At 64.2% G+C, this 1,560-nt stretch carries 1 protein-coding gene; it reads left to right on the top strand.

Annotated features, from left to right (window positions below; all coding sequences use genetic code 11):
* On the top strand, positions 1 to 1,296 hold a 1,296-nt coding region (locus tag NZM16_RS13755; RefSeq protein WP_295480935.1), incomplete at its 5' end, for an ABC transporter permease.
* Between the last annotated feature and the right edge of the window lie 264 nt (positions 1,297 to 1,560).

Here is a 1,560-nt window from a genome sequence, read left to right as displayed (position 1 = left end):
GATCTTTTTAGAGCACTGTGGAGGCCTCCTGTGTTAGCCCTTCTTCAAGAGAATCTGCAGACCGCCACCCAGAGCCTGCTGGCCAATAAACTTCGCACGGCTCTCAGCTTGCTGGGGATCCTCATCGGCGTGGGCGCGGTGATCGCCTTGCTGGCCGCCGGCCAGGGCGTGCAGGACTATATCCAGCGCCAGGTCCAGGCCATCGGACCCAACGTTCTATTCGTCTTCCCGGGAGGATTCTCCCAGAGCGGATTCACGCGGGCCGCTGCGCAGCAATCCGGCCTGATGCGCCCTGTTCTGACCCTGGGCGACGCCCAGGCCCTGCAGGACCCGGTCCGGGCCCCGGACATTGGGATGGTAGCCCCCCTGGTGGCCCAGACTTTCCCCATTGCTTCAGAGAAAGAACGAACGGCGGTGACCGTGCGCGGGGTTACCCCGGAGTATCAAATCGCCCGGAACTGGCAGGTGGATCGAGGCCGTTTCATCGAACCGGAGGATGAACGAACCCGGGCCCGGGTGGCGCTGCTGGGCGCCGAGACCGCTCGAGCACTCTTTGGGGAACGGGACCCCATCGGGCAGTTGATTCGGATCCGGGATATCCCCTTCCGCGTCATCGGCGTGCTGAGCCGAAAGGGCGGGACCTCTTTCGGGAATGACGACGAGGTGGTGCTGATCCCGTTAAGCACCATGCATCAGTATCTCTACAGCTTGCGGGGGCGCGGAGGGGAACCGGGCCTCACGGCCATTGTGCTGGTCGCCCGTTCCCATGAGCGGATCCGCGCGGCTCAGGAGCAGGCGGTCACGATCCTGCGGGAACGCCACGGGATCCGCTTCCGGGAGGATGAAGACTTCACCGTGGTTTCCCAGGAGGAGATCCTGAGTCTCTTCGGCAATCTCACGACGATCCTCACCGCCTTTCTCTCCGCGATCGCTGGGATCTCCTTGCTGGTCGGAGGGATTGGGATTATGAACATCACCCTGGTCTCGGTGCGGGAACGCACCCGGGAGATCGGCCTGCGCAAAGCCGTGGGAGCCCGGCGACGGGATATTCTGCTCCAGTTCCTGATCGAGACAGTGGTGCTTTCGCTGATCGGAGGTGGGTTGGGGGTTCTGCTGGGGATCATCGTGGCGCAATTGATCTCGGCCCTGGCCGGAGGGGCGTTTCAGGCGATTGTGACCCCTGGGGCTGTGATGCTGGCGGTGGGAATCAGTTCGGCAGTTGGTCTCTTTTTCGGGCTCTATCCGGCCTGGAGGGCGGCGCGGCTGGATCCGATCGTGGCCTTGCGGTATGAATAACCCCCTGGCGCTTAGGGACTGCCGGACGCCTTGGGGGATACAAAAGACGTCCTGTGCAACATCAGGCGTCGAGTCCAATCCACGCGCCGTCAGGAGGGAAGCCAGCCAGGGCCCCTGGGGCCCGAGGGAGGGGGGAGAAAAATCGTTTTTGGGCTGGGGCGCTACCTTCGGTGCCGGCCCAGCCCTAATGCCCGGGGGGGCGTTCGGAGATCGCACATAGTGCTTTGGGGTTTGCGGGGGCGGGGCGGGGGGCCCAAGGCCCCC

The organism is Thermoflexus sp. (assembly GCF_025055495.1).
Classification (GTDB): Bacteria; Chloroflexota; Anaerolineae; order Thermoflexales; family Thermoflexaceae; genus Thermoflexus.
Note: the sequence above shows the minus strand (reverse complement) of the source record. Positions and strands in the feature narration are given on the sequence as shown.